The organism is Nonomuraea sp. 10N515B (assembly GCF_052245915.1).
Classification (GTDB): Bacteria; Actinomycetota; Actinomycetes; order Streptosporangiales; family Streptosporangiaceae; genus Nonomuraea.
Window position 1 is genome coordinate 139547 of the sequence record NZ_JBQQBQ010000013.1, and the last position, 18713, is coordinate 158259.

The following is an 18713-nucleotide window of genomic DNA, read 5'->3' on the forward strand; positions in this document are numbered from 1 at the left end:
CCTCAGGTGATGTGCAGTGGGTAGGGCCCGAGGACGGGTATCTCAGGCGCGGAGGTGATCTTGACCCAGATGCCGTACGTGCCCCCCTTGGCGAGGGGGAAGAGAGTGCCAGGCCCGATGAGGATGGCGACCGCGGTGCCGAGCCACGCCGCGACCTTCCAATCGCCGGACGCCGGGTCCTGGCCCTGCGGCAGAATCGCCATGTGTACGGGCAGCTCGGTGAGCTCGGGAGGCCCCTTGGTGATCGGCACCTTGACGTACTCGACCGTCAGCCACGACATCCGCAGCACGCCGCGCCTCCTCTGTTTAGGTGGTCGGGCGTCCTGCGGCCCAGCCGCGAGTAGCGCCGTTGGCGTCCCAGGAGCGTGTGGGCGGGCGGGACAACCAGCCGGGCTCTGGCTCGCCCGGGATAACCGGGATGTCGTAGATGACGTTGGTCGGCAGTTCGGCCGCGAGGCTTGGCAAGGTGGCGGCGAGCTGGCCGGTCACGATCACGGTGCCGGAGGCGTCCGCGCCCAGCGCGGGTAGCTCGGACGCGAGGATGCCGAATCGGACGGTGCCCTCCGCAGCCGCGCCGAGCGCGGGCAGCGTAGCGGCGAGTTCGCCGGGAGCGTCGGTCCCGCCCGTGGCAGCCGCGCTGAGAGCGGGGAGCGTACCTGTGAGGTCGCCGGCGATTTTCGTCTCGCCTTGCACAGAGGCGGACAGGCTGGGCAGCGTGCCGGCGGCGGCGCCTGAGACCTGGACACTTCCTGCGGCCGCCCCGCTCAGGGCTGGCAGGCCCGCCGCGATGTCCCCATCGGGGTTCGGGATGGTGCGCGGGAGGGTGCGGTCGCGGTAGCGGGACATCAGTGCCCGATCAGTCGGGTGTGGTGATCGCCCACGGGAACGATCGGCCGGTCCCGGCGGTCTGCTTAAGGGTGACCGTCGCCGTCTGCGGTACCGGAACCGGAAGCGAGATCTTGATGGGGACGTCCTGGGCGCCCGTGAAGAGGGCGTAGTAGGTGACGCGCTCAGTGCCGCCGTTGAGGACGTTGGTCTTGATGCGGAGCTCCAGTTCGTCCGCAGTACCGGAGCCGTGCGTCATCGCAGCACAGTCGACGTGGAGCGTGTACGTCTTGCCGGCCGTGAGCGTCGTCAGGGTGTGTTCGACGCCGATGGTGGCGGCTTGCGTGCCGGAGGCGGTGACAGTCAGCACGGGGCCTCCTTGATCAGTAGGTGAAGCCGTAGACGGCGACTTCGATCGCCGTCGTGCTGGTGTTGTTGACCGCGAGGCAACGGGCCGCCAGGCGTACACCGGCTGGCAGGCAGACTGACAGCGGCCAGAACTCTGGCGAACGTGGGTGCATGATTTCGTCGTCTCGCGACCACACTGCGAAGTCAGGGATGACCACTGTCTCGGAGCCGGCCGGACCCACGGCGATATCAATCAGGTATTCCATGTTGGGCAGCAGACTGGAGATGCCCTGAACCAGCACCATCAGCGCATGGATAGGAGCCGTCGTGGCGGCCGTGAGCTCGGTGTAGCTGCCCTTCACGTTCGAGGTGCCGCTCGGTGTCACATTGATGCCGCCAGACGACGCGGGGACTGTCCCGTAGGGGGTAACACGCCCGGGGACGGAGAGGCCGCAGTCTGGCTCGCCGTGAAGGATGTGGGTGCGGATCCTGACGAACTGTGACGTGAGCTGGGCGGAAGCGCGGGCACGGACGGTGGCGCCCGCGGGGATGTGCAGCGGGAAGAGGGTTCCGCGATAGTCGCGGTTGCCCATAATCAGGTCGGGCGCGATGACGGTTTCTGACCCGGCGTCCCCAATGCCGATGTCGACGAGGATGGCCCGGTCTCCGGCTGTGGTGAATCGGTCTGTGGCGAGGTTGATCCAGGCGCCAGGGGCTGGGATGCCGCTGATGAGGGTGATCCAGGAGCCTTTCGTGTTGGCGGTGGCGCCGGTCTGGACGTTTACCTCGCCTCCTACCGATGCTCTGGTGGGGAAGGGCGGGATTGGCCACTGCATGATTCATCACCCCGCTTGACACTCGATCGAACGCCTGTACGAGACTGGTCGCATGGAGCCGTCACGCGTCGAACTGCAGAACTGGCCCGCCGACAGAGGTGCCGGCGGCTGGGTGGCACCAGCCGGTGAGCCGCTCCAGCGCTGGGTCGTCAAGCGGGTCCATGCTCGGTACGTGGCGCCGGCGGTGCCTTTCGGGGCCACGGACGGAAAAGGGCGGCCGCTGCGGAAGCGCGGCGAGTACCACGCCTACCTGGTCGACCTGAGCGGCGACGACTGGGGCCTGCCGGACTACGAGCGGGTGCTGGTCCACCAGGCGCCGCCGGTGGGCATGTGGTGGATCAAGATGCCGGATGACGAGCACTTGGCGCGGATGGAGAAGTACCGGGTGGACTAAGCGGCGTTCTGCCAGCGGGTGCGGAGCTCGGCGCGCAGCTGGTCGCGCTCCTCGGGCGTGGGCGGCACTGGCTCGCCGCGGGTGATGCAGCCGTCGATGGTGGCGAGGTCGTGCCAGTCGTAGTACGTGCGCCGCTCCTGGCGGCCGAGCTCGCGGGCGGCGTACCTCTGGGCCCACTTCCGGATGGTGGCCGGCTCCTTGTAGAGCCGGGCGGCAGCCTCGGCGGCGGTGACGGGTTCAGGGGTCACGTTCACCCCCGGAAATGCGTGATGCCCTCGGCCGGACTGGCTGAGGGCATACGTGATCTGTCTGCGCGAAGTGTGACACACCTCTGACCTGGGATTCAAGAAGGCGCCACGCCGAGCCACTCGCCGACGGTCAGGCCGAGTGCGATCTCCGGGACGTGGACCGGGAGGACATGGGGGATGACGAGCACGCCGTCGGCGACTTGGTGCACGTCGCACGGAAGGGTGGGAGCGGCCGTCATGTGATCGATTATCCCAGGTGATCGGGCATGTTGGTGCGCATCCAGTAGTCGCAGGCTGGGCAGAGGTCGAGCCAGCGCGGCCCGACTTCGGGTGAGCGCTTGGGCGTCACAATGTAGGCGCACGCGGCGCGCTGACCGCACCTGAGGCAGGTATGGATCTCGTCGCGTCGCCGGTGCTCGATGTGGTCGCCGTCGGCGAGCGCGGGTGCCGGGGGTAGGAGGGTGGGCTCTGTGGCGAGGAGCGTAAGCATTCCTTCGACGGCGTTCCTGGCGTGGTCATCCACCCTGTTCATCCTTCCGCGCGCGCCGGTAACCGCGCCGCTTGCTCATGACATCGTCCACTGTGCTGCGTCGCCAGCGTTTCACCCCGTACTCGACCTCGTCCGGCTCGCGCCAGCGGCCGCGTGAGATGTCAGCGTCGATAGTGCCGCGCGCCAGGCCGGTGTACTCGACGATCTCGTTGATCGTGAGCAGGTCGTCGGGGTTGCCCTCGCTCGGCAACTCGGGACGTACCCACAGGCGGCGCACGAGCTGGTCGACGGCGGCGGCGTCGTACTCAGCCCACCGGCCGCGCCGGCCGATGGGGGCCGGCCAGTCGGGGTGCTTGCGCCAGGTGTCCCGCACGGTCTCCAGACTGCGGCCGTACCGTTCGGCGATCTCAGGAGGGATGAGCCCTTTGCCGGATACCATGGAAGTCGGCTTCCTCTCGTTCCGCGAGACTGGATTGTCGGCCTGCGGGCCTGGCAGGGGTGCCATTCAGGATCCCTTGGGATCCACCCTGCCAGGCCCTTTGTCGTGTCCGGACGCTGGCACTAGCTCCGGTGTGGCGAGCCCGGCCGCGACTCGCCACCTCCGGAGTATTGGCGGGTTGGTTCCACTGCGGGCCCTGGCCCGGGCTGGCGACCCGGGCCAGGGGAGGAGATTTAGTCCTCCTCGGTGTCGTCGATCACCCCGTGCAGGTACGCATTCACCAACGTGATGTTGGCGAGAACGTCCGAGATGAGGGCGAAGACGGCGTCCTCACGCCAGAGGTTTTCTTCCTCGTGGTATGCGATGTGGGCTACATCGAATGCCGAGAGGAAGTCCAGGATGGCCAGCTCCAGGTGAGCCTTTGCCCCGTCGGGCATCGGGATCTCCCGGATGATCTGGCGCGTCCTCTCCATCCGCTCGCCGAGCTGGCTCGGGTTGAGCCCGATCAGGTCCAGCTGGACCGGGATGGGGAGGTCCGCGAGGACCATTTGGAGGACGTTGATCGTATCCGTGATGGCCGTGACCATCCGCTGGATACGCCGCTCATGGCTGTCTGCCATGGGCTTTCTCCCTTCCGCTGTGGATTTGTCAACCTGCCGCCGGTCGGGGGTGCCAACCCCTTCCGACATCTCTATTATGCAGGATTAGTCCGGTGATTTGCAAGATGCTGGGATCAAGAAAAGCGGACGAATCCCAGACCCGCCCGCCTGCCCGTTACCCCAGGTCAGATGCCAGCAGCTCAGCATCCCTCACCGTGTCACCTTCGATCACCGCCGTGAAGCGACACCCCGGCAACGCCTCCAGCTCGACGCCGAGCTGCTCGGCGAGCGCGGCCGCGGGCACGCGCAGCGGATCGTCGTACGGGTGGTACATCGTGACCACCTCGGCCAGGTCCCCGAACAGCAGCTGCACGTGGCACTGAACGCGCATCGGCGGCTCGCCGACGTTGCGGGCCGCGTCGGCCCCATGCTCCCAAGCGTCCTCGTCCGGCTGGGTCGGGTGGTGCTCCCGCAGCGTCCGCGCCACCTCGTCCTCGGTCACGTCCATCTCCCTACCCTCCTGGTCCCGGCCCGTACGGCGGCCACGCGCTCGTCGGCCGCCTGCTGGTCGATGTGGATGCTCGGCGGCCACCAGCGGATCCAGATCGTGGGGGCGCAGATCTCGATGACGGTCTGGGCGATCGCGCGCAGCTCGGCTCGCAGACGGTTACTCGCCACGGTCGCGCATCTCCTCGTCCTCGTCGACGCCAAGGTGTTCCCGGATCGCGACTGCGACCTCGTGGTTCGGGCCCGCGCCGCGTTCTCCGCACGAGCACCACCAGGTGCTGCGGCCGGTCGCACGGATGACGGGCTGTCCGTCGTCGTCGAAGTCCTCGTACTCGCCTTGGTCGACCTTCGCCTCATGGCCTGCCACGCTGATCGTGTTCTTCATCTGGTGCTCAGCTCCTCGTCGGCCAGGGCCGCCAACATGCTCGCCGCGGCGGAGAGTTCACGCAGCTGCTCGGGACCCATGCTGGCCAGCGCCCGCAACGTCCCCTCCAGATCACCGCGATACGCCTGCTCCATCGCCTGCCGAGCCGCCGCTACGTGCTCGGCCTGCGCCACGCCTCCGGGCTCAGCGATGCCGGCAAGCCGCAGCCCCTCGGCGAGGTCGATGTCGAGCGCCTGGCAGAGCTTCCGGACGGTGCGCGGGATGGGCGGTTCGAGGTTGGTGGCGAGCCGGTCGTAGGTTAGCCGGCCGATGCCTGCGTGGCGGGCGAGTTCGTCTCGGGTCCAGCCGCGTTTCGTGCGCTCGGCTTCGGCGCGTTGGTGGAGCGGAGCGGCGGGCGGGCGACTGCTCATGCTGGTCATCCTCTTCTCGCTCTCCGCCGGCGGCGCCGGGCGTACTCGCTCTTCATCGCGGAGCGTGCGCGCCGCTGCTCCTGCGCCAGCTCGCGCATCGCCGGCGTGCTCACGATCTCGTTGAACGCCTTGGTCACGGCCGCGAAGCTGCGCGCCAGCTGCTCGGCGACCGGGCGGAACGCTTCGGCGAACGCCTGCATCTGCTCGCCGAGCCTCGCGAAAGCCTGCTGTGCCCGTTCCGGGTCGATGACCAGGGGCTGGAGCGCAGTTACGACCTGCTCGTAGGCGGGAGAGTTGACCAGGTGCTCATGGTGCTTGGGCGGTTCGGCGGTCCACACCATGGCGTCTTCGCTGTACCCGTCCCAGTGGATGACGTCGTCGATCTGGTCGAGGATGTCGCGATCAGCCATCCTGCTCTCCCGGCTCTGTGCGACGTCGTGCGGGGGCCGAGCCGTAGCGGGCGAGGAAGGCGACGATCACCTCGGACAAGGAGCGGCCTTCCGCCGCCGCTCTCTCCTTGGCGGCATCCCAGATCGGGTCTGGCACGCGGACGTTGCGGAGCGGCGTTTTCCCGGTGGCGGGGCGTGGCATCTGCCCTCCTAGCTGTAGATACAGAAACTCTAGCGGAGGTGGGCGGAATCGTCTTGACGTGTACCTACATAAACTCTCATACTGTAGGTACATAAACAAGCGTCCAACAGGGAGTACGCGAGATGGCCACCACCCTCACCACCCGCGAGATCGCCCAGGCCCACCGCGTCTCCCTCCGCACCGCCCAGCGCTGGGCCCAGGCCGGCAAGCTCAACGCCGTCAAGATCTCCGGCCGGTGGGTCATCACCGTCCCCGCCCAGCTCGACGACTACAAGCCCCACCAGGTCACCTCCGCCCGCGACGCGATCGAGCAGGGCGCGATCCTCCCCACCTCCCGGCCCGGCATGTACACCGCGGTGTCGAGCGATGGCACGACCACGTACTTGACGCACGCTGCGGGGTGCACGTGCCGAGCCGGGCAGCTCGGCCGCCGCTGCTGGCACCGTGCCGCCGTGGCCATCCTGACCGCCGCCGTACAGCGCGCCGCCTGACCTCCTGCGATCGACCCCCGGCCCCAGGCAGCCTGGGCCTACCCTTCCCCACCACCCACCCGCCCCGCTGGGAGAACCCCGTGCACGACAACGACCAGTTCATCAAGGACCTCCACCGCGACGTGACGACGATCCTCCAGCTGATGGACGCCGTCGAACGCGCGGAGACACCCGAAGAGAAGGCCGCGGCTCAGCGGGCTCTGGATGAGGAGGGACGCCGTCAGCAGGTCGCGGGCCTCGAGCGGCTGCGCCAGAGCTACAGGGACCAGCTGGAGCTCGATGGGATTCTCCGCGCCTCCGCGACCAGCCGCCCCTCGTGGAGGGGCGGACCGGCACTCGACCTCGAGGCCGAGCTTGGCTACCTGCGCGAGCAGGACGACGACTAACCCAACCCCCACCTCGCCCCAGGGAGAACACCATGGCTAACCTGCACCTCTGCTGGCACGGCGGAGACTGGCAGTGCACCGACGGCACCAGCATGGGCCGCATGAGCCCCCGCGCCTGGACCTATTTCTGCCACCAGCGCCGCTACTCCAAGTTCGTCTCCGGCGCGCGGCACCCCGGGCAGTGGGGCGTCCTCGCCTACAGGCAGTACTGGTACAACGCGATCCTGCGTGCCGAGACGCAGGGCGAGTAGCCTTTCGACAGCCCCACCACCACCGAAAGCGAGGCCTGCAGTGGGCGCCATCCAAGAGCCAACCCCCGAGATGGGGCCGTACCGCGTCGAGACACGACGCGAGTCGTTCTACCTGACCGCGCCGCGGGAACGGCTCGCCAACACCGCGACCACGTGGAGCATCCCGGCCGAGGACGTGCCGTGCGTGCTCGCCGCGCTCGACCTGGTGACCGGATCGTCCCACAACTGGTACTCCTCCTGGGTGGCCATCGGCAGGCCGGTCACGGGCGACGTCCCCGAGGTGACCGGCGACTACCCGGCGGCGGTGGACGGCGCCCGGGTCACCTTGTCCGGTCCGGCCTGGCTGATCGAGCGGACCGACGACGACTGGCCGTACAACTCGATCGAGTTGGGCTACGACGCTGTCGTCCCGCTCCGCGCGGCGCTCCTGGCTGCCAGCCGGTAACTGCCCGTTCGGCTCTCAGGCGGTCTGCCCCGTTGCGGGGGAGGCCGCCTTTCTCACGTCTCCTCACACTCGGGCATGACCGCCTCGATCACCGCTATCACAGGCACAACCGCCTCCGGCGACGTCGGATCCGCCGACGCCATCGCGACCTCCAGCTCGTGCAGGATCGGCCGCAGAACCTCGAATGCGGCCCGCAGCGTGTCGAGGGCGTACGGGCTCTCCTTGCCGTGCTGTTCGGCATGATCGACTCTGGCCAGAGCCTCTTCCTTCGTGATGTTCTGCCGGTTCGCCAGCACCGCCGCGACAGCGTGCATGCCTCGGTCGCTCAGTGTCATGATGCGGCGATCTCCCGCTCGTGGTCGTGCTCGTCGGCCTGCTCTTGGTACTCGCGGTCATGCTCGGCCTCGTTCAAGAGCCGCCCGCACGACGTGCACTCGTAGTAGCCGTCGTCACGCCGCTGAACCTGCCGCTCCCGACAACGCGGACACTCAATCGGGCTGCGCCGCGAGGCCGGGTCGGACTTCGACATCCAGAGCAGCCGGCGATGCCAGCGCAGGATTCCGAGCCCGACCTCGACGGACCAGGGGTCGAGGAGGATGTCGTCGAGCTGGCCGAGCAACCAGCCGATCGTCACGAGGCGGGCGTGTGCGCCGCGAGCCCGGCGAGGCCGGTCAGGGTAGCCACGGGCTGCACGCCACTGGTCTTCGACGTCGACCAGGTCGCCGAACAGCTCGTCGAGCGTGTCCACGATCACCGTGTGCGCCGGGGCCCGGGTGCCATTCGGGCCGGCCATGGCGGCACCGCGGTGGCCGTCGACCGCCGCGGCGAGGAGAGCGGCGATGTCGTCGAGCTCGCCGAGCGCGTGCCGGATGGTTCGGGGACAGCGGCCGCACCAGACCGGGTTGGCCATGGCGACGGGGATGCCGGGCTGCTGCGGCCGGTCTGGTTCCCTGGGCTCGATGGGGTAGATGAGCGGGATCCGCCACGCTGCGAGGTCGGCCTGGTGGCGCTCGTACGCGTTGGCGTACAGCTCCATCTCGTAGCCATACCGGATGATGGCCTGGTCGTAGGCGTCCCATGCCTTGCGGGCCTGGTTGTTGCACGGGCCGGGGCAGGCGTCCGCGGTGATCGGCAAAGGTCATTCCCCCTGTTCGTGGTCCATGTCCGGCAGGTCTTTGGCGATCCACAGCGCGCCGGCGGGCACCAGCTCGTGCGCAACGACTCGCACGCTGGGGAGCAAAGCGCAGGCGGCGGCGATGCGTTCGTGGTCGTCGTGTGTGCAGAACAGGTAGACGGGCTGCGGCCGGCATTCCTCGATGGCGCGGAGGATGCAGGCGATCGTGGTGCGCGGGGTCATCGGCGCCGCCGGTGGTGCTCGCGCTTCACCTGGGTCGCGGCCGGCCAGCGGATGGCGAGCCCGTCCTGGTCGAACCTCGCGCTCTCCTTGATCAGGCGGCGGCGCGACCGGGCGGTGCCGTCGTCGCTGAACACGCGGGTAAGGCCCGTTCGCCGGTCGCGCGTGATGATGACGGTGGCGGGCCACCGGATAGGCGGCCCGGTGCGGGGGAGGTCATCGATGACGACGAGCCCGTGGTCGAGGACGTGGCCAAGAGCGGTCCAGCCGGGCCCATCTGGGTCGGTGCCGAGCGGTGCGATCCAGGCGCGGTTCATGTGCGTGCCTTCCGGTAGCGGAACACGATCTCGCCCTCGGCTCCGACCGTGACGCTGACGGTGTGTCGGTACTCCCAGCGTTCGCCCAGCTCGCCGCGGAGCCGGTCGAGGATCTCGGTGATGTCGTGATGGTCGGCGGGCGGGTCGACGCTGTACTCGACGATCTCCCAGCGTTGGATGACTGCCACGGGTCAGTCCTCCTCGTCGAGGTCGAAGCTGTCGCAGTGGCCGCGCGGCTGCCCTAGCGTGGCCGCATGACGAAGGAGATGGTCATCGCCGTCATCGCCGCGGGCGCTGCCCTGCTCGGCAGTCTCCTCACCGGGGGCTTCGCGTTGCTCACCCAGCGCCTGATCCGCAAGGCTGCCGAGCAGAAGACACAGCAGGAGATCCAGGATCGGGACCGCACCCGCTTCCACGAGGCGCGCCGAGAGGTCTACGCGGACTTTCTCGCAGCAGTGAGCGACGCCGCTGGGACACTGTCGCATGGCGCGATGGAGCGTCAACGGGCGGCCGGCCATCCTGCCGATGAATCCGCACCCCAGCTCCGACCTTTGGTTGGCCAGTTTGGCCCTGATGCTCCGATGCGTATGACGCGGCAGCAGGCGATCGTCAGCATGCTGTCGGGATCGCCCAAGGTGCGGGAGGCCAGCGGGGCACTGGTGACGTCCGTCCTGGGATTTCTTTTCGTCGAGCCGTCGTCGGACCACGCGGAGTGGAACCGTGCGCTGATGGCCACTTTCCATCAGCAGCGGGAGGCGTATTACCGTTTCGTCGAGGCCGCCAATGAGGAGTTGACTGGGTTGATTTAGCGAGGTCGGGTCAGCCACGCTGGCCTCCTTCGAGTGCTTCGCGGATGCGCTGGCAGGCGTCCACGTAGGTTTCCCAGCTGGCGGGTTTCCCGGCGCCGTTCATGACGAGGTCGAGGTCGTCCCAGCGGACGGTGACCTGGTCACCGCGCGGTGCGCTGCTGAGGGCCTCGCTGAGGTCCTTCAACACCTGCCGTCCCCAGGCGCGGTCTACCTCGTTGGCGGCGTGGATGGCGCCGTACCCGTAGACGTCTGCGATGTGGCGGACGCGGGCGAGGGCGGCGTGAACGTGGCGAAGCTCGTCGAGCGCGCCGTCGTGGTCGGCCATAAGGCATCGGCGGGCGGCTGCCGCGTTGTCGCGGACGTGCTCGACGACCTGGAGGCGTCTCTCGGGAGTGGCGTCGTTGTACTTGCGGAGCCACTCGGCCGGGGTGAGTTGGACGCCTTCGGCGGGTGGTTCGTCAGCTTCGCCGGCGCGGAGGCGGGCGACCTCCTGCTCGGCTGCCTCGGCGCGCTGGCGAAGCTGGTCGATGTCGGTGATGTCGTTGCCGTGCTCGTCCACAAGGATCGGGTTCTGGCAGGTGAGGCTCTCCATGGGGGCGACGACGCGGCCAGCGCAGACGAAACAGCCGCCGCAGGAGCGGGTGCGTTGCTCAGCCACGGCGCACCGCCTCCTCGATCCAACCGAAGTGCTCCGCGGTGTTGCGCAGGATCTGGAGCAGCTGGTCGCTGATGCCGAACCGCTTCCGCTGGATCTCCAGGCTGCGGGAGAGGTCACCGTCGGCGTGCCGCTCGCTGGCGGCTTTCCAGTCGGCGAGCATCTCGACCAGGTCGATGAGGGTCATGCTGGCAATCCCGTCACGGTGATGTTCGGGGTGATGCCGGTTGTGGGCGTAGTGGTGCTGCAGCGCCTCGCCCATCGCTTCGAGGAAGCCCTTGTACTCCTCGCTGCCGTAGGTGGAGTGCTTGAGCTTGGGCGTGTACTCGTTGAAGATCTCCAGCTCGGGCGGCTCGGTCTTCGACAGGTCGTGCTCGGTGGAGCGTTCGACGAGCTCGGTGATGGCTTGACCCATGAGGGTGCCGACGCGGAGGGAGTGCTTGAGGGTGTCGGCGGTGCTGTCGTACGGGTGGTTAGCCACCGTGGGCCTCCTGACGTTGTGCGGGGGTGGGTGCTTTGGATTCGTCGACCAGCCGCCGCGTCTCGGTGTCCGATAGCAGTTGGCCGTCCGCCGGCCGGCAGCCGTGTTCGCATGGCATGGCCTCGGATGCTCCCCAGGCGCGGCAGATGGTCGGCCTCAGCTCGTACACCGAGCACCGGCCGTCCTCGAGGGCGGGGCAGGTGTAGTCGCCGGTGAGGAGCAGCTGCGTGACGGCCTGCTGGGGTTCGGGGATGGTGACGCCGGCGCGCCGGATCTGGGCTCGCTCGTACGGGTGCATGTCGATGGGGCCGCACGAGTCCTGGCACAGGCCCTTGCAGGCGACGTCGGGGATCTGGGCGTAGAGGCCGGCGAAGTGCTCGGCCAGGCGCTCCTGCCAGGCGGTCATCAGAAGGGCCCTTCATCATCGTCGTACGGCGCGTCCACCGCGGCTGCAGTGCGGGGCGCGGAGGCGAGCTCCCAGCGGGACACCGGCGCCGGCCGGAAGAGTGCGGCCGCGCGGCGGGCGATCTCCTCGGTGGTCGGCGTCAGGGCGTACACCGAGGAGGGCGCGTAGTACTGGGTCATCGCCGGCTGCCCATCAGCCTCGGGCACGTCGATCCTCAGGAAGGATCCACCGGCGATCGAGGCCTCGGTGACGCGGCCGGCGAGGCGGCGGTGGCCGAGAATTTCGAGGATGACCCACTGGTCGAAGCTGCTGCTGGTGTCGGTCATGCCGGGGTTCCTTCCTGGTCGAGGGTGCCGTTGAGGGCGTGGGTGACGTGGGTAGCGCACGCCTGGTAGCCGCGCCTGTAGTCGCTCTGGTCGTCGGCGTGGAGCTGGGTGTTGAGGTTCAGGGTGGCCAGGGCGCGGACGATCGCTGTCTCGGCGGTGACGGCGCGGCCTTCCAGCGCTTTGATCCGGCGGGCGTGCTCCTGCCGAAGGGACCACATGCCATCCCTTGTCGCTCTGCGTGCCTCCTCGGCGTTGGCCACCTGCTCGCGCGCTTCGTCGATGTGGGGTTGGGCGATCTGCTCGGCGCGCTGGTCGATGTGGGCCTGCAGGTTGGCCAGCATCCGCCCCAGGTGGGCGAGCAGGGTGTTCTCCAGGCTGATGGTGGCCGCCTGGCGGTCGAGAATCTCCTGCTCCCACGGCGGGATAGGGGCTGGCGTGTAGTCGGCGCGGTTGATAGTGAACCGCTGCGGCAGCGTCATGCGTCCTTGCTGGCCCTGGTCGATGACGATGCTGGGCTCGTCGGTGACGGCGATCAGGTCGCCGGTCCATGTGGTGCCGCTGTCGGGGTTGGTGATGGTGACGCGGTGGCCGAGGAGTGCCATCAGGTGGGGCCAGTTCATAGTGCCTCGTTTCGGCGGTGGGGCATGATCGCGGAATCGTGCGCGGGCGGCGCTGTGGTGGCGCCTGGCGGGCGATCACGGCTGTCGTGATGTCCGGATGCCTGGTCGGCCGGAGAAACGATCACAGCCGCGCTGCCGCCGATCTGGGCGAGTACCGCCGCCTCAACGTCGGACGGCAGCGACCAGAGCCGCTGCGTTCCCTTGCACGGAACCGGCTCGGCCAGCCGGCGGACGTTGGCCAGCTCCCAGTGCCACATGCCGTCCGGCTCGCCGAGGCCCATCGCCCACTTCGAGCAGGTGAACGCGCCGTCAGTGTGCAGATGCCGCTCGCGGGGCGACCGGATGCAGGTGAACGACCGGTGGATGTCCACCAGCTCGACGACAGCGACGACGGCCGACATCTCGGTCGTCAGCACGTACTGGCCTGTCAGCTCGAAGACGCGGCGCGCGGCGCGGTGGCCGTCCCAGATGCCGCCGGCGTGGATGGCGAGCAGTCCGCGGTGGCTGGTGGTCCAGCCGCGGTTTTCGATGGTCTTGCCGAGGGCGGTGATGGCGTAGGCCCAGGGCTGGCGCACGGTCAGGGCGATCACGGCTGGGCCTCCTCGTCGGAGAACAGCTCGTACAGGTGCCAGACAAGGCCATCCAGGCGTTCGGTGGTGCCGCACCACATGGCGGAGGCGGGGATGGGCTGGCCGGTGCCGAACACCTGGAACGTCCTCTCGACCGCCGTCACGCCGTCGCGGTCTTCGTGCTCGACCCAGAACTCCACACGGTGGGTCACGTTCGCGTGGGCGACTCCGATGCGCTTGGTCGCGACCTTGTGCGGGCCGTAGGTGAGCTTGAAGGTGTGCGGACGGCCGTCGATCGGCACTTCGTACCGGAGGACGGTCTTGGTCGGGGGTTGCGGAGCGTGAGTCTCAGACATGCTGATCACCTCTACTTGTGCGGGAACAGCTATTCCCAAAAGTTACGGAGAGTGAGAATTGCCCGAGGTTGCGCAGGCCGCAAGTCACGGTCCCGCCTCTCCGGCGATGGCGAGCAGCACCCGCGGCACCACCTCGGGCACCCGCGCGCGCTGCCCGGCGGTGAGCTCGAGCGCGTCGAGGATCTGTGAGATGGCGCCGGCGATGAGCGCGCCCTGCTGCTCGGTCAGCTTGATGATTGCCTCATCCACGCCGGCCCGCTTCGCTGCAGCGCACACGTCCACCAGGTGTTTGCGCTCCTCCCGGTACAACTGCAACCACGCGTTCGGCTTCGCGGCCCGGGTGGTGTCGACTCCGGCGAACTCACCGGACCCCTTGTCGATCTCCTCAGTGACGCCCCACACGAGATCGTCTGGGTCCATTTCGGCGATCTTCGCGCCGAGCCATGCCACATGGCCGGCCGTGCGATGCACCTCCTGCAGGAGAGCGAGGCCGGGTTCGATCTCGACCGGTAGGCCGTAGGTGGCGACGTCGCGGCGGGCCTGTTCCAGCCGGGCGGCGGCGACGTGGTTGGGGGTGGATCCGCCGTGGAGTTTGCACCGGCCGATGCCGGGGTGGTCGGTGCCCCATCCGGCGGGTTGGGTGCAGGTGTCGCCGCTGCCGTCTCGTTTCTTGCCTCCGCACTTGCCGTCATGACCTGGCGGTTCAAGCGTGGTCGTCATGACGTGGGCCTGCATTCGGTCTCGTCGTCCTCGAGCGGCTCGCCGTCGGGGATGTTCCAGCTGGCGTTGCCGTTGACCGCGATGCGGTTGCCTACGGTCCAGTACGGGATGCCGAGGCCGGCGTCTTCCTCGAGGGTCATTACCTCGCCGCCGGTGTAGTCCTGGAAGACGTGGCCGCAGCGGGCGCAGTCTTGGTAGAGGCCTCCGAAGCGGGGTTCCCCCGCGATGTGGATGGTGGCCATCACAGCTCCTCCGGGCGGACGAGGTGGGCGACGTGGATGCTGTACTCGGCGAGCATGCTGATGGCGACGTCGGTGGCGATGGACGCGGCGCGGGCTACATCGACCTCGGTCTCGTCCTGGACGTGCGCTCGCAGGTGCTGGCTGATCCGCTCATACAGCAGCGCATCGGGCTTCAGGTCCGCGCCAGTACGGCGGGCCCACTCCACTGATAGCCGCGGGGTGGGGGCCTGGTTGGGACGTGCCGGCGACTCTCCGGGCTTGCCCTTGGTGATGAGGAGGAGTGCCCAGGTGTCGCGTCCGATGAGGGTGCGCCAGTAGACGGGGCGGTCCATCTCGGGTGAGGCCCAGGCGGTGGCGAGCTTGGCGAGGCTGCGGATGGGGGTGCGGGTCACGGGGTGCTCCGGTCGGGGACGTGGATGATGTACGGCTTTCGGCCGGTGGGGCATCGGCTGGTGCGGTAGTGGTGGCCGGGTGTGGGGTCGTGGGCGTGGAGCTGGGCGCAGTGGGGGCAGGTGACGGCGGCGATGGTGCGGCCGCTGTTGGGGAGGGTCATCAGCTCTGCGGTTACGTGGGTCGTGATGAGGCAGATGTCGGCCTTGTAGGGCTCGGTGGTGTGGGCGCAGACGGTGGCGCACCGGCTGAGGGTGACGGGGCAGAGTGGCCACGCATCGGCGTCGTCGGGTGGTTCTGGGGTGCCGCAGGCGAGGCATACCGGGGCGCAGTCGGTGAGCTCGTTCCATTCCCTGTCGCGGCGTGGTGGGCGCTGGTGCTTGCGGCGGTCGAGCTTCTTGACCCGTCTTGTCGGCTTGGGCCGTGGCGCGGGTGGGGTGTCGTCGCCGAAGAGTGCGTCTTGGATGACGGTGGTCATCGGCCACCGCCCCGGTTTTGATCACGCTGCGTTGCTCTTCGGTATATCCGGTATATCCGGTACCTGTGGGGTGTGGGTGTCCCGGGTTTGTGACTCAGGGTGTGCCGCTTAGACGGTATATATATACATAAAGTAGTTTGATCTTGATATACCTCACTATATAGGGGGTACCAGTCAAGGGCTCTGACCAGCCTTATCCGGTATGTCAGGAGCTTTTCCGGTATCTCTCCGGCACTTCCCGGTACATCACTCACCGTGACATTCGTGGGGGTGGAGGGGTGTCCGGTACCCGTCGGAGACATGTGCAAGGGGTACCGGATATACCGGAAATACCGAAGAGCCGCGTTTCCGCAGGTAAGACCCCCCTTTCCTTTCCGGTACATAGGTACCGGGCACATACCGGAAAGCGTTCTGACATACCGGATAGACAAGACCTTGCCGAATGAGTCAGCGCACGCAGCGTGCGCAGCGTGAGCGTTCACACGACCCTCCCAAGGATTTCCGGGTGCGGGATGAACGAGCCCTCGCCGAGGCGTCGGCCGTCTGCGCCGCGACGCTCGACACTGGCGATCCACCCCTGACGGGCCAGGGCGACGAGCGCCGCACGCACGCCGTTGGCACCGTGCTGCTTGACCCATGAGCGGCCACGGAGCCCGGCGCGGGCTTCGTCGACGGTGAACTCCTCGAGGCCCTTACGCCGGATCCACTTCAGGACGTGCTCAGCGGCCTCATCGAGGGGCCCCAAGCGGGGAGCGTCGTCGCCGCGGTTGGTGGCTCCCAGGACGGCCAGGGCGTGCGGGACAGCCCAGTCGGCGATCGTCAACGCGTCGAGCATCACGGCCGCGTCGACGGGCTCCTGCGGCGGGCGGCCAGCGGCGAGGTGGAGGAGCGCGGCGAGCCGGTAGGCCAGTCCCTCGAGCTTCTTGGCCCACCCCTTGATGGGCGCGAGGTCGCCGGCGTCCGGGTCGACGCGGACTTCCATCTGCTGCCGCCAGGCGAGATGCAGTTCCTCGGCGGGTTCGCTGATCTGCATGGGCACGGGCTCGAGGGGGTTGCCTTCGTCGTCGACGGGGCAGCCGCTGGGAAGGATGGCGCGGAAGACGCGGAACACGGTGGCGCGCCAGGCCTCCTCGAGGTGCTGGGGGACGTTGGGCGGGTTCTTGTCTCGGCGGCCGGCGAGGCTGTCGGGGCGTGCGATGAGGAAGCGGTTGAGTAGGCCCCGGTCGGAGACAGCGGGGCTGTTGACGGCGTCGGCGATGACGACGGGCTGGACGGCCAGGAACAGGCTGAGGGAGGGGCGGTCGACCTCGAAGGGTTCGCGGGTGATGCGTTCGAGCCGGTAGGGCTCGCTGCTGTCGAATGCCGTGAGGACGAGTTCGAGGTTGGGCTGGCCCTTGCTGTAGCGGCCGGTAAGGGTGCCGAGGAATCCACCTTCCGCGCTGATGATGGCGATGTGCCCGCCGGTGCGGTGCATGATCTTGCCGAGCACTTCGGGGGTGACGTCGCCGGCAAGCAGCTGGGGGCGCGGCGGCGGGGTGGTCTCGGCGATCTGCTGCTTGATCGAGTCGAGCTCGGCGAGCAGGTTGTCGCGTTGGCCGCCGTGGGAGTCCGCGATCTTCGTGATGAGCCGGTCGCGGGTTTTGACGGCGATGTCGTGGCTTTCGGCCATGTCGCCGTACTGGGCTTTCCAGTCCTCGCGGAGGAGCCGTTCGAGGTGGTAGATGGGGCCGGTGATGGCGGAGACTGCGGGGCTCTTGCCTTCTCCGGAGTCGGCGATGGCGGTGAGGAAGAGGTTGAGGGCGTTCTCGCGCCATTTGCCGGTGATGGTGGCGTGGCCGCCGACGAGCGCGGCCAGGGCGCCAAGGATGGCGAAGGCGGGTAGGTCGACGGGCACCTGCATGTAGATGGCGACGGCTTCGGCGAACTTGCCGACGTCGCCGGGGAGCGTGTGGACGGGGAACGGGGGCAGCACGAGGGGCTGCTCGTCCTCGTCTCGGGGGGCGGTCCAGACCTGGCCGTCGACGTGGCTGCGGTCGGGGTAGACGCCGCGGAGGATGTCGTGTTCGTCGGCGGCCGCCATGGCGCGGCGTACGTCGGCGGCGGCCTGGGCCCTGGTGGAGGTTCGTGGGCCGGTGGTTGGTTCGTCGGGCCATGGGACGTCGTCGGCGGGTGGCGTGGGCTGCCAGGGGCGTACGCCGCAGCGTTGGCGGATGTGGTCGAGGATGGCCGGTCGGAGGGCCCGGGCGGCGGGGGTGGCGTCGGGGTTGCCGGCGGCGGCGGCGAGGAGGTCCTTGGCCGCGGCGCTGTCGTTGCCGTGGTGGTTCCACCAGGCGAACACCTTGCCGTGGGTGAGCTTGTGGCCGGCCCCGACGGGGAGGTCGAGGTTCTCCGAATGGTTGACGCAGACGTGCGGCCAAGCGCGGACGGAGTAGGCGGAGGAGGCGCCGTCGCGCCGCCAGAGCTGGGCGCCGTCGCGTTCGCTGCCGACGTAGGCGAGACCTGCGGGCTCCAACAGGTCGCGCCACTCGGCGATCTCGGCGAGCGCGTCGAAGGGACCGACCGTCCCGGGTGTGAAGGAGGAGCGAGGGACCCTCGCGGGGGGCGGTTCCTTGGCCGCAGGCGTCGGGTCGGGCAGGTCGATGCTGTAGAGGAGCGTGGCGAGCTCGTCCAGCTGATAGGTGATGCCGGACGCCTCGAGGATGGTGCACGGCCTGGAGAGGCCCTCTTTGCGGTTGATGGTGCCGGGGATGCGCAGGACGCGGGCGAGGTCGCCGACGCCGGTGCCGTAGTGGTAGCCGAGGCGTTCGGCGCCTGCGGCGATGACGTGCTGCCAGCGCGTGGCGAGGGTGGCGATGTCGTCGAGGTCCTCGGCCGTGATCAGGTGGGGCTGGTCGAGCAGGTGCCAGGGGTAGAGGCCTCCGCCGGAGTGGATCCACATGGTGGGCTCGGGGAGTCCGGCCGCGTCGAGGATGCGGCGCGCGGAGTCGACGTCTGGCGGGAGGGGCTCGCTGGTCTTGTGGCCGGGGCCGGCGATGTCGATGTCGGCCCACATGCCGGGCAGGGCCAGTGAGTCACTGGCGTGGCCGCGGGAGCCGGGCGCGGGGGCGGTGCGCAGGGTGGTGACGCGGGTGTAGATGCCCTGTCTGCCCTGCTGGTCCAGGCGGCCGATGTAGGCGACGGCGGCGTTGATGCCGGGTTCGTCGGTGGTGAAGTATTCGCCGGCCCAGCGGCCGGTGGCGCATATGTTGATGAGGCCGGGGGCGCCTCCGTGGAGGGTGGTGAGCCAGGCGCGTGCTTGCTCGAGGTCGGCCTGGTGGTGCGGTTCGGAGGTCAACCGGTTCCCCT

At 68.7% G+C, this 18713-nt stretch carries 38 protein-coding genes; 6 read left to right on the plus strand and 32 right to left on the minus strand.

What is annotated here, in order from left to right:
- Positions 1–2: 2 nt before the first annotated feature.
- Genes ACTWQA_RS21735 through ACTWQA_RS21750 form a run of 4 tightly spaced genes read right to left on the minus strand, consistent with a single transcriptional unit; the run spans position 3 to position 2009 of the window.
- Positions 3–290, minus strand: coding sequence for a hypothetical protein (locus ACTWQA_RS21735; protein ID WP_443160981.1), 288 nt, complete (start codon positions 288–290; stop codon positions 3–5).
- Between the two features lie 16 nt (positions 291–306).
- Positions 307–846 (minus strand): hypothetical protein, encoded by a 540-nt coding sequence (locus tag ACTWQA_RS21740; RefSeq protein ID WP_443160982.1) that lies wholly within the window; start codon positions 844–846, stop codon positions 307–309.
- 10 nt (positions 847–856) lie between these two features.
- Positions 857–1195 (minus strand): hypothetical protein, encoded by a 339-nt coding sequence (locus tag ACTWQA_RS21745; protein ID WP_443160983.1) that lies wholly within the window; start codon positions 1193–1195, stop codon positions 857–859.
- A 13-nt stretch (positions 1196–1208) separates the two neighbouring features.
- Positions 1209–2009: a hypothetical protein gene (locus ACTWQA_RS21750; RefSeq protein ID WP_443160984.1), complete on the minus strand. Its 801-nt coding sequence runs from the start codon at positions 2007–2009 to the stop codon at positions 1209–1211.
- 52 nt (positions 2010–2061) lie between these two features.
- Here ACTWQA_RS21750 and ACTWQA_RS21755 point away from each other — a divergent pair, with 52 nt between their 5' ends.
- Positions 2062–2403 carry a hypothetical protein gene (locus ACTWQA_RS21755; RefSeq protein ID WP_443160985.1) on the plus strand — a complete coding sequence of 114 codons (342 nt, stop codon included), beginning with the start codon at positions 2062–2064 and terminating at the stop codon, positions 2401–2403.
- On the opposite strand, the gene ACTWQA_RS21760 is transcribed toward ACTWQA_RS21755, so the two are convergent.
- The 11 genes from ACTWQA_RS21760 to ACTWQA_RS21810 all read right to left on the minus strand — a co-directional run bounded on the left by ACTWQA_RS21760 (position 2400) and on the right by ACTWQA_RS21810 (position 6072).
- Complete coding sequence (locus ACTWQA_RS21760) at positions 2400–2651, minus strand: hypothetical protein (RefSeq protein WP_443160986.1); 252 nt, start codon at positions 2649–2651, stop codon at positions 2400–2402. The genes ACTWQA_RS21755 and ACTWQA_RS21760 overlap by 4 nt on opposite strands.
- 95 nt (positions 2652–2746) lie before the next feature.
- On the minus strand, positions 2747–2890 hold the full coding sequence (locus tag ACTWQA_RS21765) for a hypothetical protein (RefSeq protein WP_443160987.1): 144 nt from the start codon (positions 2888–2890) through the stop codon (positions 2747–2749).
- An 8-nt stretch (positions 2891–2898) separates the two neighbouring features.
- Positions 2899–3174: a hypothetical protein gene (locus ACTWQA_RS21770; RefSeq protein ID WP_443160988.1), complete on the minus strand. Its 276-nt coding sequence runs from the start codon at positions 3172–3174 to the stop codon at positions 2899–2901.
- On the minus strand, positions 3167–3580 hold the full coding sequence (locus tag ACTWQA_RS21775; protein WP_443160989.1) for a helix-turn-helix transcriptional regulator: 414 nt from the start codon (positions 3578–3580) through the stop codon (positions 3167–3169). The genes ACTWQA_RS21770 and ACTWQA_RS21775 overlap by 8 nt, the downstream gene beginning before the upstream one ends.
- 233 nt (positions 3581–3813) lie before the next feature.
- The gene (locus tag ACTWQA_RS21780; protein ID WP_443160990.1) at positions 3814–4269 is read right to left on the minus strand and encodes a hypothetical protein; all 456 of its coding nucleotides are present in this window, start codon (positions 4267–4269) and stop codon (positions 3814–3816) included.
- 85 nt (positions 4270–4354) lie between these two features.
- Positions 4355–4681, minus strand: a complete 327-nt coding sequence (locus ACTWQA_RS21785; RefSeq protein WP_443160991.1) for a hypothetical protein — start codon at positions 4679–4681, stop codon at positions 4355–4357.
- Positions 4678–4857, minus strand: a complete 180-nt coding sequence (locus tag ACTWQA_RS21790; protein WP_443160992.1) for a hypothetical protein — start codon at positions 4855–4857, stop codon at positions 4678–4680. Before ACTWQA_RS21790 ends, ACTWQA_RS21785 begins: the two co-directional genes overlap by 4 nt.
- A complete protein-coding gene (locus ACTWQA_RS21795) occupies positions 4847–5071 on the minus strand; it encodes a hypothetical protein (protein ID WP_443160993.1) in 225 nt (74 codons plus the stop codon). Before ACTWQA_RS21795 ends, ACTWQA_RS21790 begins: the two co-directional genes overlap by 11 nt.
- Complete coding sequence (locus ACTWQA_RS21800; protein ID WP_443160994.1) at positions 5068–5481, minus strand: helix-turn-helix domain-containing protein; 414 nt, start codon at positions 5479–5481, stop codon at positions 5068–5070. The genes ACTWQA_RS21795 and ACTWQA_RS21800 overlap by 4 nt, the downstream gene beginning before the upstream one ends.
- Positions 5482–5486: 5 nt before the next feature.
- Complete coding sequence (locus ACTWQA_RS21805) at positions 5487–5891, minus strand: hypothetical protein (RefSeq protein WP_443160995.1); 405 nt, start codon at positions 5889–5891, stop codon at positions 5487–5489.
- Positions 5884–6072: a hypothetical protein gene (locus ACTWQA_RS21810; protein ID WP_443160996.1), complete on the minus strand. Its 189-nt coding sequence runs from the start codon at positions 6070–6072 to the stop codon at positions 5884–5886. The genes ACTWQA_RS21805 and ACTWQA_RS21810 overlap by 8 nt, the downstream gene beginning before the upstream one ends.
- A 122-nt stretch (positions 6073–6194) precedes the next feature.
- On the opposite strand from ACTWQA_RS21810, the gene ACTWQA_RS21815 reads away from it, so the two are divergent.
- From ACTWQA_RS21815 to ACTWQA_RS21830, 4 genes are all read left to right on the plus strand, one after another.
- The gene (locus ACTWQA_RS21815; protein ID WP_443160997.1) at positions 6195–6563 is read left to right on the plus strand and encodes a helix-turn-helix domain-containing protein; all 369 of its coding nucleotides are present in this window, start codon (positions 6195–6197) and stop codon (positions 6561–6563) included.
- An 80-nt stretch (positions 6564–6643) separates the two neighbouring features.
- Positions 6644–6949 carry a hypothetical protein gene (locus ACTWQA_RS21820; RefSeq protein WP_443160998.1) on the plus strand — a complete coding sequence of 102 codons (306 nt, stop codon included), beginning with the start codon at positions 6644–6646 and terminating at the stop codon, positions 6947–6949.
- A gap of 32 nt (positions 6950–6981) precedes the next feature.
- A complete protein-coding gene (locus ACTWQA_RS21825; protein WP_443160999.1) occupies positions 6982–7200 on the plus strand; it encodes a hypothetical protein in 219 nt (72 codons plus the stop codon).
- A 40-nt stretch (positions 7201–7240) separates the two neighbouring features.
- On the plus strand, positions 7241–7645 hold the full coding sequence (locus ACTWQA_RS21830; protein ID WP_443161000.1) for a hypothetical protein: 405 nt from the start codon (positions 7241–7243) through the stop codon (positions 7643–7645).
- Between the two features lie 53 nt (positions 7646–7698).
- On the opposite strand, the gene ACTWQA_RS21835 is transcribed toward ACTWQA_RS21830, so the two are convergent.
- From ACTWQA_RS21835 to ACTWQA_RS21855, 5 genes are read right to left on the minus strand one after another with little or no spacing between them, the layout of a single operon-like run.
- Positions 7699–7980, minus strand: coding sequence for a hypothetical protein (locus tag ACTWQA_RS21835; protein WP_443161001.1), 282 nt, complete (start codon positions 7978–7980; stop codon positions 7699–7701).
- Positions 7977–8780: a hypothetical protein gene (locus ACTWQA_RS21840; protein WP_443161002.1), complete on the minus strand. Its 804-nt coding sequence runs from the start codon at positions 8778–8780 to the stop codon at positions 7977–7979. Before ACTWQA_RS21840 ends, ACTWQA_RS21835 begins: the two co-directional genes overlap by 4 nt.
- 3 nt (positions 8781–8783) lie before the next feature.
- Entirely contained in the window at positions 8784–9002 is a 219-nt protein-coding gene (locus ACTWQA_RS21845) for a hypothetical protein (RefSeq protein ID WP_443161003.1), read from the minus strand.
- Positions 8999–9316 carry a hypothetical protein gene (locus ACTWQA_RS21850; RefSeq protein ID WP_443161004.1) on the minus strand — a complete coding sequence of 106 codons (318 nt, stop codon included), beginning with the start codon at positions 9314–9316 and terminating at the stop codon, positions 8999–9001. Before ACTWQA_RS21850 ends, ACTWQA_RS21845 begins: the two co-directional genes overlap by 4 nt.
- Positions 9313–9504: a hypothetical protein gene (locus tag ACTWQA_RS21855; RefSeq protein ID WP_443161005.1), complete on the minus strand. Its 192-nt coding sequence runs from the start codon at positions 9502–9504 to the stop codon at positions 9313–9315. Before ACTWQA_RS21855 ends, ACTWQA_RS21850 begins: the two co-directional genes overlap by 4 nt.
- A 66-nt stretch (positions 9505–9570) precedes the next feature.
- Here ACTWQA_RS21855 and ACTWQA_RS21860 point away from each other — a divergent pair, with 66 nt between their 5' ends.
- Positions 9571–10125 (plus strand): hypothetical protein, encoded by a 555-nt coding sequence (locus ACTWQA_RS21860; protein ID WP_443161006.1) that lies wholly within the window; start codon positions 9571–9573, stop codon positions 10123–10125.
- 10 nt (positions 10126–10135) lie between these two features.
- Here ACTWQA_RS21860 and ACTWQA_RS21865 read toward each other — a convergent pair whose 3' ends face one another.
- The 12 genes from ACTWQA_RS21865 to ACTWQA_RS21920 all read right to left on the minus strand — a co-directional run bounded on the left by ACTWQA_RS21865 (position 10136) and on the right by ACTWQA_RS21920 (position 18702).
- Positions 10136–10783, minus strand: a complete 648-nt coding sequence (locus tag ACTWQA_RS21865) for a hypothetical protein (RefSeq protein WP_443161007.1) — start codon at positions 10781–10783, stop codon at positions 10136–10138.
- Positions 10776–11261, minus strand: coding sequence for a DUF5662 family protein (locus tag ACTWQA_RS21870; protein WP_443161008.1), 486 nt, complete (start codon positions 11259–11261; stop codon positions 10776–10778). Before ACTWQA_RS21870 ends, ACTWQA_RS21865 begins: the two co-directional genes overlap by 8 nt.
- Complete coding sequence (locus tag ACTWQA_RS21875) at positions 11254–11667, minus strand: YkgJ family cysteine cluster protein (RefSeq protein ID WP_443161009.1); 414 nt, start codon at positions 11665–11667, stop codon at positions 11254–11256. Before ACTWQA_RS21875 ends, ACTWQA_RS21870 begins: the two co-directional genes overlap by 8 nt.
- Positions 11667–11993: a hypothetical protein gene (locus ACTWQA_RS21880; RefSeq protein WP_443161010.1), complete on the minus strand. Its 327-nt coding sequence runs from the start codon at positions 11991–11993 to the stop codon at positions 11667–11669. The genes ACTWQA_RS21875 and ACTWQA_RS21880 overlap by 1 nt, the downstream gene beginning before the upstream one ends.
- On the minus strand, positions 11990–12613 hold the full coding sequence (locus ACTWQA_RS21885; protein ID WP_443161011.1) for a hypothetical protein: 624 nt from the start codon (positions 12611–12613) through the stop codon (positions 11990–11992). Before ACTWQA_RS21885 ends, ACTWQA_RS21880 begins: the two co-directional genes overlap by 4 nt.
- Positions 12610–13203, minus strand: coding sequence for a hypothetical protein (locus ACTWQA_RS21890; RefSeq protein WP_443161012.1), 594 nt, complete (start codon positions 13201–13203; stop codon positions 12610–12612). The genes ACTWQA_RS21885 and ACTWQA_RS21890 overlap by 4 nt, the downstream gene beginning before the upstream one ends.
- Complete coding sequence (locus ACTWQA_RS21895) at positions 13200–13538, minus strand: DUF7352 domain-containing protein (protein WP_443161013.1); 339 nt, start codon at positions 13536–13538, stop codon at positions 13200–13202. Before ACTWQA_RS21895 ends, ACTWQA_RS21890 begins: the two co-directional genes overlap by 4 nt.
- An 84-nt stretch (positions 13539–13622) precedes the next feature.
- Complete coding sequence (locus ACTWQA_RS21900) at positions 13623–14258, minus strand: hypothetical protein (RefSeq protein WP_443161014.1); 636 nt, start codon at positions 14256–14258, stop codon at positions 13623–13625.
- Positions 14255–14500, minus strand: coding sequence for a hypothetical protein (locus ACTWQA_RS21905; protein ID WP_443161015.1), 246 nt, complete (start codon positions 14498–14500; stop codon positions 14255–14257). Before ACTWQA_RS21905 ends, ACTWQA_RS21900 begins: the two co-directional genes overlap by 4 nt.
- On the minus strand, positions 14500–14892 hold the full coding sequence (locus tag ACTWQA_RS21910; protein WP_443161016.1) for a hypothetical protein: 393 nt from the start codon (positions 14890–14892) through the stop codon (positions 14500–14502). The genes ACTWQA_RS21905 and ACTWQA_RS21910 overlap by 1 nt, the downstream gene beginning before the upstream one ends.
- Positions 14889–15368 (minus strand): hypothetical protein, encoded by a 480-nt coding sequence (locus tag ACTWQA_RS21915; RefSeq protein WP_443161017.1) that lies wholly within the window; start codon positions 15366–15368, stop codon positions 14889–14891. The genes ACTWQA_RS21910 and ACTWQA_RS21915 overlap by 4 nt, the downstream gene beginning before the upstream one ends.
- A 478-nt stretch (positions 15369–15846) precedes the next feature.
- On the minus strand, positions 15847–18702 hold the full coding sequence (locus ACTWQA_RS21920; RefSeq protein WP_443161018.1) for a YfjI family protein: 2856 nt from the start codon (positions 18700–18702) through the stop codon (positions 15847–15849).
- Positions 18703–18713 lie beyond the last annotated feature (11 nt).

Coding starts and splice junctions, on each gene's coding strand:
- ACTWQA_RS21765 (WP_443160987.1), bottom strand. CDS start 2,890: ATGACGGCCGCTCCCACCCTTCCGTGCGACGTGCACCAAGTCGCCGAC.
- ACTWQA_RS21875 (WP_443161009.1), bottom strand. CDS start 11,667: ATGACCGCCTGGCAGGAGCGCCTGGCCGAGCACTTCGCCGGCCTCTAC.
- ACTWQA_RS21780 (WP_443160990.1), bottom strand. CDS start 4,269: ATGTCGGAAGGGGTTGGCACCCCCGACCGGCGGCAGGTTGACAAATCC.
- ACTWQA_RS21755 (WP_443160985.1), top strand. CDS start 2,062: ATGGAGCCGTCACGCGTCGAACTGCAGAACTGGCCCGCCGACAGAGGT.
- ACTWQA_RS21835 (WP_443161001.1), bottom strand. CDS start 7,980: ATGACACTGAGCGACCGAGGCATGCACGCTGTCGCGGCGGTGCTGGCG.
- ACTWQA_RS21905 (WP_443161015.1), bottom strand. CDS start 14,500: ATGGCCACCATCCACATCGCGGGGGAACCCCGCTTCGGAGGCCTCTAC.
- ACTWQA_RS21750 (WP_443160984.1), bottom strand. CDS start 2,009: ATGCAGTGGCCAATCCCGCCCTTCCCCACCAGAGCATCGGTAGGAGGC.
- ACTWQA_RS21775 (WP_443160989.1), bottom strand. CDS start 3,580: ATGGTATCCGGCAAAGGGCTCATCCCTCCTGAGATCGCCGAACGGTAC.
- ACTWQA_RS21800 (WP_443160994.1), bottom strand. CDS start 5,481: ATGAGCAGTCGCCCGCCCGCCGCTCCGCTCCACCAACGCGCCGAAGCC.
- ACTWQA_RS21900 (WP_443161014.1), bottom strand. CDS start 14,258: ATGACGACCACGCTTGAACCGCCAGGTCATGACGGCAAGTGCGGAGGC.
- ACTWQA_RS21880 (WP_443161010.1), bottom strand. CDS start 11,993: ATGACCGACACCAGCAGCAGCTTCGACCAGTGGGTCATCCTCGAAATT.
- ACTWQA_RS21850 (WP_443161004.1), bottom strand. CDS start 9,316: ATGAACCGCGCCTGGATCGCACCGCTCGGCACCGACCCAGATGGGCCC.
- ACTWQA_RS21805 (WP_443160995.1), bottom strand. CDS start 5,891: ATGGCTGATCGCGACATCCTCGACCAGATCGACGACGTCATCCACTGG.
- ACTWQA_RS21860 (WP_443161006.1), top strand. CDS start 9,571: ATGACGAAGGAGATGGTCATCGCCGTCATCGCCGCGGGCGCTGCCCTG.
- ACTWQA_RS21740 (WP_443160982.1), bottom strand. CDS start 846: ATGTCCCGCTACCGCGACCGCACCCTCCCGCGCACCATCCCGAACCCC.
- ACTWQA_RS21815 (WP_443160997.1), top strand. CDS start 6,195: ATGGCCACCACCCTCACCACCCGCGAGATCGCCCAGGCCCACCGCGTC.
- ACTWQA_RS21845 (WP_443161003.1), bottom strand. CDS start 9,002: ATGACCCCGCGCACCACGATCGCCTGCATCCTCCGCGCCATCGAGGAA.
- ACTWQA_RS21825 (WP_443160999.1), top strand. CDS start 6,982: ATGGCTAACCTGCACCTCTGCTGGCACGGCGGAGACTGGCAGTGCACC.
- ACTWQA_RS21795 (WP_443160993.1), bottom strand. CDS start 5,071: ATGAAGAACACGATCAGCGTGGCAGGCCATGAGGCGAAGGTCGACCAA.
- ACTWQA_RS21895 (WP_443161013.1), bottom strand. CDS start 13,538: ATGTCTGAGACTCACGCTCCGCAACCCCCGACCAAGACCGTCCTCCGG.
- ACTWQA_RS21915 (WP_443161017.1), bottom strand. CDS start 15,368: ATGACCACCGTCATCCAAGACGCACTCTTCGGCGACGACACCCCACCC.
- ACTWQA_RS21885 (WP_443161011.1), bottom strand. CDS start 12,613: ATGAACTGGCCCCACCTGATGGCACTCCTCGGCCACCGCGTCACCATC.
- ACTWQA_RS21810 (WP_443160996.1), bottom strand. CDS start 6,072: ATGCCACGCCCCGCCACCGGGAAAACGCCGCTCCGCAACGTCCGCGTG.